The sequence below is a fragment of the Lentzea jiangxiensis genome (assembly GCF_900104175.1).
GTDB classification, from domain to species: domain Bacteria; phylum Actinomycetota; class Actinomycetes; order Mycobacteriales; family Pseudonocardiaceae; genus Lentzea; species Lentzea jiangxiensis.
On sequence record NZ_FNIX01000015.1, the window covers coordinates 173,122 to 179,940 of the forward strand.

General features: G+C 64.7%; 13 protein-coding genes. 6 read left to right on the forward strand and 7 right to left on the reverse strand.

Annotated features, from left to right (window positions below; translation table 11 throughout):
* Positions 1–61 precede the first annotated feature (61 nt).
* Entirely contained in the window at positions 62–658 is a 597-nt protein-coding gene (locus tag BLQ91_RS29995; protein WP_090102200.1) for a TetR/AcrR family transcriptional regulator, read from the forward strand.
* A gap of 534 nt (positions 659–1,192) precedes the next feature.
* Positions 1,193–1,396 carry a hypothetical protein gene (locus BLQ91_RS40570; RefSeq protein ID WP_143022879.1) on the forward strand — a complete coding sequence of 68 codons (204 nt, stop codon included), beginning with the start codon at positions 1,193–1,195 and terminating at the stop codon, positions 1,394–1,396.
* 48 nt (positions 1,397–1,444) lie between these two features.
* Here BLQ91_RS40570 and BLQ91_RS30005 read toward each other — a convergent pair whose 3' ends face one another.
* Genes BLQ91_RS30005 through BLQ91_RS30020 form a run of 4 tightly spaced genes read right to left on the reverse strand, consistent with a single transcriptional unit; the run spans position 1,445 to position 3,306 of the window.
* Positions 1,445–1,834 carry a DMT family transporter gene (locus BLQ91_RS30005; protein ID WP_090102202.1) on the reverse strand — a complete coding sequence of 130 codons (390 nt, stop codon included), beginning with the start codon at positions 1,832–1,834 and terminating at the stop codon, positions 1,445–1,447.
* Positions 1,835–1,872: 38 nt separating this feature from the next.
* Positions 1,873–2,193, reverse strand: coding sequence for a DMT family transporter (locus BLQ91_RS30010; protein ID WP_090102204.1), 321 nt, complete (start codon positions 2,191–2,193; stop codon positions 1,873–1,875).
* Between the two features lie 10 nt (positions 2,194–2,203).
* Positions 2,204–2,707: a nucleoside deaminase gene (locus BLQ91_RS30015; protein WP_090102206.1), complete on the reverse strand. Its 504-nt coding sequence runs from the start codon at positions 2,705–2,707 to the stop codon at positions 2,204–2,206.
* Entirely contained in the window at positions 2,704–3,306 is a 603-nt protein-coding gene (locus BLQ91_RS30020; protein ID WP_090102241.1) for a DsbA family oxidoreductase, read from the reverse strand. Before BLQ91_RS30020 ends, BLQ91_RS30015 begins: the two co-directional genes overlap by 4 nt.
* Positions 3,307–3,419: 113 nt before the next feature.
* Between BLQ91_RS30020 and BLQ91_RS30025 the strand changes: the two genes are divergently transcribed.
* Positions 3,420–3,866, forward strand: coding sequence for a MerR family transcriptional regulator (locus tag BLQ91_RS30025; protein ID WP_090102208.1), 447 nt, complete (start codon positions 3,420–3,422; stop codon positions 3,864–3,866).
* A gap of 214 nt (positions 3,867–4,080) precedes the next feature.
* Here the strand turns inward: BLQ91_RS30025 and BLQ91_RS43860 are convergent, their stop codons facing one another.
* Positions 4,081–4,212 carry an FAD-dependent oxidoreductase gene (locus BLQ91_RS43860; protein ID WP_090102244.1) on the reverse strand — a complete coding sequence of 44 codons (132 nt, stop codon included), beginning with the start codon at positions 4,210–4,212 and terminating at the stop codon, positions 4,081–4,083.
* An 18-nt stretch (positions 4,213–4,230) separates the two neighbouring features.
* Between BLQ91_RS43860 and BLQ91_RS30035 the strand changes: the two genes are divergently transcribed.
* From BLQ91_RS30035 to BLQ91_RS30040, 3 genes are all read left to right on the forward strand, one after another.
* The gene (locus BLQ91_RS30035) at positions 4,231–4,530 is read left to right on the forward strand and encodes a hypothetical protein (RefSeq protein ID WP_143022880.1); all 300 of its coding nucleotides are present in this window, start codon (positions 4,231–4,233) and stop codon (positions 4,528–4,530) included.
* Positions 4,527–4,697 carry a hypothetical protein gene (locus BLQ91_RS41675; RefSeq protein ID WP_176960025.1) on the forward strand — a complete coding sequence of 57 codons (171 nt, stop codon included), beginning with the start codon at positions 4,527–4,529 and terminating at the stop codon, positions 4,695–4,697. Before BLQ91_RS30035 ends, BLQ91_RS41675 begins: the two co-directional genes overlap by 4 nt.
* Before the next feature lie 269 nt (positions 4,698–4,966).
* Positions 4,967–5,302 (forward strand): hypothetical protein, encoded by a 336-nt coding sequence (locus tag BLQ91_RS30040; protein ID WP_090102211.1) that lies wholly within the window; start codon positions 4,967–4,969, stop codon positions 5,300–5,302.
* A 247-nt stretch (positions 5,303–5,549) separates the two neighbouring features.
* Here the strand turns inward: BLQ91_RS30040 and BLQ91_RS30045 are convergent, their stop codons facing one another.
* Both BLQ91_RS30045 and BLQ91_RS30050 read right to left on the reverse strand, forming a co-directional pair.
* Positions 5,550–6,380, reverse strand: a complete 831-nt coding sequence (locus BLQ91_RS30045) for a sigma factor (protein WP_090102212.1) — start codon at positions 6,378–6,380, stop codon at positions 5,550–5,552.
* A 163-nt stretch (positions 6,381–6,543) separates the two neighbouring features.
* On the reverse strand, positions 6,544–6,819 hold a 276-nt coding region (locus BLQ91_RS30050; RefSeq protein ID WP_143022881.1), incomplete at its 5' end, for a transposase.

Genomic DNA, 6,819 nt, shown 5'->3' on the forward strand with positions numbered 1-6,819 from the left:
TGCGCCGACCGTAGACGACCGGTCAACTAAAAGCTAGTTGACCGCCCGTATACTCGTCGTCATGGGCCGCATCAGTACCGCTCGTGACCGGCTGCTCGACAGCGCCTGTGAACTCATGAACATCCGTGGCTATGCGGCCATCGGCGTGGCCGAGATCTGTGCCCGGGCCGACGTCCGCAAGGGCAGCTTCTACCACTTCTTCGAGTCCAAGCAGGCGCTCACCGTCGAGGTGGTCGACACCCACTGGCAGGCACAACGGGTTGCCTGGCACGAGCGCCTCACCGGACCGGAACCAGCTTCGGAACGCCTCCAGCGACTCATCGCCTGGCTCGTCGAGACACAACGGGAAGCGTGGCAAGTCTCCGGCAGGGTCGGCGGGTGCCTGCTGGGCAACCTCGCGGCGGAACTCAGCGATCAGGAAGCCGACGTCCAGAAACGACTCACCAGCGCCTTCGACGAACAGACCGAGCTCGTCCACACCACACTCATCGACGGCGCCCAAGACGGCAGCATCGCACCCGCCTACGCGGACTGGGCCACCGCACGGGCCGTGGTCGCGCACGTCGAAGGCGCCGTACTCCTGGCCAAACTCGCCGGCAACCTGAGATCGCTCGACGATCTGTGGCCGCACGTACGACGCCTCGTCAGGCTTGACTAACCGCCCGACGAGGCGAGCCGGTAGCGCGAGGGCGTCAGCTGACCACGGGAGATCGTCAACGCGATCCTGTACGTGTGCCGGACCGGGATTGGGTGGGGGAGTACCTGCCGCACGACTTCCTGCCGTACGAGACCGCCCACGACTACTACACCAAGTAGGAGACCGACGGCACCACCGAGGCACTGCACGACCTGTTGCGCGGCAAGGTTCGTACTGCCGCCGGGCGCGAAACAGCTCCCACGGCCGCGATCCCGGACTCGCAGAGCGTGAAGACGTCCTGCAATGTCAACGAATTCAGTCAGGGCCTCGACGCGGGCAAGAAGATCAAGGGCCGTAAGCGGCACATCGCCACCGACGCACCGGCGGTTTGCCCGTGTCGGGGATCCGGAAGTGGTAGGAAGCACCGAACTCCACGTGGACGGTGGTGGCAGCGCGCCGTACCGGTCGCCCCCTTGCCCGCGCCCCGGACGGTGATCCGCATCCCAGGGCACGTTCTATACCCGGTTCGACGAGATCGTCCTGCTCAGTGTGCCCTTGGCGGTGGTACTCGACCGTGCCCGCGACACCAACCTCTTCGGGAAAACCACCGAGGAACGCGAACGGATCATGGCAGACACAACCGGGATCGAGCCGCTGCTCCGGTCATCGACCACCATCGAAATCGACACTCGGAAATCACTCACCGAAGTGGTGGACCAACTGGCAACGCTCGCCGGTCCACCGCCATCCCATCGCTGACCGTTCAGATCACACTGTGCGGTTGTCGTACTAGATGCTGTGGGCCGCTTATCCCTCGGTACAGGCACTCTCACGTGCCCGTACCGAGGGCTCGGGGCGATCTGCGAGCTTGAGCCAGACGACACCGCCGATGATCACGGCTAGCCACCCCGTCTTGGCGGGTGTGAGAGTTTCGTCGAAGAAGACCGGGCCGAGCAGCGCGGCTCCGACGGCGCCGATTCCGGCCCAGACGGCGTAACCGATGCTGACGTCGATGGTGCGCAGAGCGAGGCTGAGCGCCCAGAGGGTCAGCAGGAAGAAGACCACGGCCACGATCGACCACGACCAGACGGAAAAGCCGTGGCTGCCGCCCACGGAGAGCGCGTAGCCGATCTCGAAGACGCCGGCCAGGAGCAGGGTGAGCCAGGCGGTACGGGAGTTGTGGGGCTGTGTCGTCATTTCGTTTCCTTCAAGCGAGTCAGGGTTGGGGCAACGAGTCATGCGACGCTGGTGAGTTGCAGGCCAACGACGCCGCCGATGACCATCGCGATGCCGACGGCTTTGCGCCACGTGAGCCGCTGCCCGAACACCAGGGCACCGAGCACGGTGATGCCGACTCCGGCGAGCGAGGTCCACAGGGCGTAGCCGACTCCGACTTCGAAGGTGAGCAGGGCGCGGCTGAGGAAGTAGGTGGCGAGTCCGCCGGTGAGGAGCGTGGCTGCGGTCCAGCCGCGGTGAGTGAAGCCTTGAGCCTTGCCCGCGCAGATCGCCACGGCTGTCTCGAAGGCGATGGCGATGGCGAGGTAGAGCCAGTGCATGGGGTTCCTTTCAGAGGGCAGAGGCGTTGCCTGTCGGGAGCGGAAGGTTGTGACGTCGCAGAAAGTGGGCGAAGGGGGCGAGGTGCTCGCGGACCGGCCGGTGTTCAGCCCGATCACGGAGCGACTTCTGAGCCGCGGTCGGCGCCGCGTCACTGCGGTAGTCGAAGCCCCAGGTGGCGGCGGTGTCCTGGTCGACGGCGTAGATGACGTGCTGAATGCCATGGTCGGCGGCGAACCGGTAGCACAGGAGGCAGGGTTCGCCGGTGGCCAGCAGAGTCGCGCCTTCCAGGAGTGCTGGTCCGAGTTCGGCCGCAAGCGTGCGGATGGCCACGATTTCGGCGTGTGCAGTGGGGTCACCGGTATGGCGGACCTCGTTCACGCCGTAAGCCGATACCTGGCCGCTCGTGGTGACGACCACGCCGACAAACGGCAGCCCGCCCTGCTCGACGTGGTCGCGGGCGTAGGTGACGGCATCGCTGAGTAGTTGGTCCAGGTCGATGTCATCGGAGTTCATGCGACGGACCTGGTGGTGTGGTCGTCGAGTGCGCGAACGATCATGTCCTCGGTCGCTACACCCTCGATCCTTCTGGAGCCGATGACGATGGTCGGCACGACCTGGATGCCCTGATGAACGGATTCCTCCAGGGCCACCCGGTGCCGCAGGGCGTAGGTGTCGTCGTCCAGTGCGCTGAGGTAGCCGGCGGTGTCCAAGCCGACGTCGGCGGCGAGGTCGGCCAGTGTCTCCCGGTTGCCGATGTCCCGGTCTTCCTGGAAGAAGGCCGTCATGACGCGGCGGTGGTATGCGTGGGCGACGCCTTGGTCGGCCGCGTAGAGGCTGCCGCGGAAAGCGGCTGCGGTGTAGGGCTGTGGCGAGATGGACGGCAAGGTCATCGGGACCTGGTGACGGCGTGCCATCGGGTAGACGGCTCGTGCCCAGATGTCGGGCAGATAGGGCTCTTCCGGTCGCAAGGTCGGCATCGGGTAGGGCCGAAGCTCGTGTGCGTGGTGAACGACCTCGACATCGCTGCGACCGGAGATGGCGCGCTCGATGAGCTCGTCGGCGATCAGGCAGAACGGGCAGACGTAGTCCGACCACACATGGATCTTTTGCATGGACATCTCCTCGTAGGCATCGCGCTTGGGCGGCGCGGTCCCACAAGGGTCGAACTTGACACCAATGTCAGATGCAAGACTCAGCAGGGGGCCAAGGCAGGCAAGGAGGAGTCGTGCGCATCGGCGAACTGTCGCGGGCCAGCGGCGTTAGCAACCGTTCCTTGCGCTACTACGAGAGCCAAGGGCTCATCCGCTCCACGCGGTCCACGGGAGGATGGCGGGACTTCGACCCGTCGATGATCGAACGAGTCGTGATGATCCAGCACCTGCTAGCCGCGGGACTGTCCAGTTTCACCATCAGCGAGTTGCTTCCGTGCCTGGACGCGGCCCCGGAGGAAAGAACCGGTGTCATGGAGGCCGTGCTGGAGCAGGAGGTCCACAGGCTCGAAGCCAAGCGGCGCGACATCGATCGTGAGCTCGACGTGCTGCAAACGCTCCGACGAGACCTCGGCGAATCCCCACGTGCCGACCTCCGAGAGTCGCGGAACTCGACCGTCGAGCCCACGGGGAAAGTCGATCAAGGCTCGTGGCCGGCGCATCCAACCTCGGAGGAACGCTAGATTCGCCGTGAACGAGCGCGCGCCGATCGGGGTGCCTTCCCGGTAAGGTGGCCAGCACGCGGGACGGCGTCGTTGACCACCCTGCCGCTGTGTAGCGGTGGACTTGTCAGTCGTGGACGTCGAGCGCGTTCGATGATCTGGCCATGGAGCGCATTCAGAGAACATCAACATGAGCAAGTGCGGTTAGTCGCCAGTGCTCATATCTTCGGACGCCCTATGCGCGTGCCTTGGTGGCGAACGTGCCGAGTACTTCGTCGGCGGCGCGCTGGCCGGCGCGGACTGCTCCGTCCATATGTGCTTCGCCGATGTGGGAGGTCTCGGCGCCGGCCCAGTGAAGGGGACCGATCGGCCGCGTGAGCTATGGGTGACCGATGCGCAACACACGAGCTACCGGCCCCGTGTGGAGATCGTGATCTACCGCGCGGTCGACATCAGCAACGAGGTCGTCGTGTTCGTCGACGGTTGCGAAAGCGATGTCGAGGTGCACGACGTCACCCACGACCGCGGCGACGACTCGGCCGAACGGCAGGCCCGCACCAAGCAGGTGGTCAACGTGGCCAGTCCCGCGGCCGCCGAGCGGATCCGCGAGCTGACCGCCGACCTGGAGTCAACTCCCAAGGACGGAGATCCCGACGTGGAGCTCACGATGCGGGGTGCCGGATGACCTTCGATTTCGACACCAAGCTCTGGAAGGGCATAGCGGACGAAGCCGGCCTCAACGCCGTCTTCCACCCGCAAACGCGCGTCCTGCGCTCGTGGCTTTCTCCGGCGGAGCAACCGCTCGAGGAGCACCCAGCCCTGGAGGTCTCGGGCGCGCTGGCGTTCCTGTAAATCAACCCCAAGCTGCGAGAGCTTCGGCTTTCGCTGCATCTGGACGAGGTGATCAAGGACATCGTGCGCTCCGACGGCACAGTGCCGCTGCGCATTGACGTCAACGACACCACCGTGTTCGACGACACCGACAAGAACTCCGAGTAGCGCACGCAGCTGCTCACACCCTCCTGGACGCGGACACCCTCGATCCAGCTCTGCGCTGGCTCACCGAGTGGGCCAAGACCGTTCACCTGGGCACCGCCCAGGTCGGCTCCATCGACACGACGGTGGCCGCAGCGTTGTTCCTCGTCATCGACGAGCAGTTGGCGAACGGCGGAATTCTCCCGCGGTCCTGGGACGATGCCCAGCCCCGCCCGGCCTCGCCCGAGGACGTGGAACTTCCGATCGTCGAGATCGACGGCGACAGCCTGATCTGCCCGGTGTGCCGCGCCAAGGACACGGTGCAGGAGAAAGACCAAGCCATCCGCTGGAACGACCTCTGGGTCAGCGACGGCGTGATCTTCGGTGGCTTGGGCAATACCGACTTCGCGCACTCCCGCTTCACAAGTCGTTCGTGTGACGCTGACCTGGCACTGCCCTCCGAGGTTGCGGACTACTCATGATCGCAACCTCGCCGGCGCAGGAGTGGCTCGGCGGCTGGTTGAAGATCAATTCGCCGCCTTCCTCTAGTAGATGGCATTTCCGGTCCCGAGGGAGCGATCTATCGGGACCTTTTCATGTCCGCTAAAAGGCGGGAAGTTGCATGAGCACCGCGAAGTCGGCCGAATCGACGCGCTGTTAGAGGGGCCCTGCGTCACGGAGATATCCAAGACGCAGGGCCACTTCATGCAGTTCTGGTCGGGGTCGTGGTCAACTCGCGCGTGGTTCTTGCGAGGTCCAACTCAACTGGCGCACTCGTTCGAGAACTTCGGCCGAGTTGGCCAGGCCGAGCTGATCGCGGATGGTCTTGATAGCGATCGACTTGCTCGCCCTAACGGCGTTCTTGTCGATGCCCAGAACTTCCGCGATCGCCCGCGGTTCCAGGCCGTCAGCGGACATCCTCAGCACGTCCGCCTGGCGTTTGCCCAGTGCGCCAACAGCGCGAGCGATTTGAGGTGGCCCGCTCGGAACGGGTCTGGTCGACGCATCGACCTCATGAACGTATCGCGTGTCGAGGCGCCGCGCGATGTCTCGGAAGGCGGTGTAGACCTCAATTTGAGGCTTGCCAATGATCTCGGCGACTTCGGCTAGGTTGAAGCCGTCGAGAAACAACCTCATGGCGTCAACCATGTCAGGGATGAGCCTGGCGGCGAGATCCAGCAGGTTCAGTCGCTGTCGCTGTTCACGGAAGGTGTCCCGCGTGACTGGCTCGCCGCCCAGGAGCAGAAATTCGATGTCCATCCAGGTTCCAGCGGGGATCTCCTTCGCGCGGGCGCGGTAGTAGTCGACCGCCGCGTTGGTCGCCAGTTTCGTGATGTAGGCGCTGAAGTATTTGATCTCGGACCGCAATTCGAGTGGCCGTGCGAGGAATTTGGCCACCGTGCCCTGAACGACGTCATCCAGATCAGCGAACGGAATTCTGTCGCGTAGGTTCCTGGTGATCATCATGGTGATCAAAGGCGCGACGAGTTCGGGGTCCGCCGTGGTCGCGGCAGCATCGACCGAGATGTAACGACGACGCGCGCGTCCCTTGGTTGCCATCTCAGACCTCGCCCTTCGCGCGGCTACGGCCCTGAAGGTAGAACATTGGAGCGACGAGGGCGACGAGCGCTTGGACGTCCCCGGCGCTCCAGTTGGCCAGCATCATCAATCCGATGAGTGCGATCAGAGGGATGTTGCGGACTAGGGCCTGTATCGAAGTCGGTCAGAGCCATTCGTTGATCGCGGCGATGTGGACGGCCGCTTCGTAGCGGACGGCGAGTTTGTCGTAGCGGGTGGCCACGGCCCGGTGGCGTTTGAGCCGGTTGATACCGCACTCGACGGCGTGGCGCTGTTTGTAGGTCTCGGGGTCGAAGGCCGGTGGTCGGCCGCCCTTCGACCCTTTGGCCTTGCGGTGGGCGTTCTGGTCGGCCTTGCTCGGGATGGTCGCCTTGATCCCGCGGCGACGCAGGTGCTCCCGGTTGTCCTTCGAGGTGTAGGC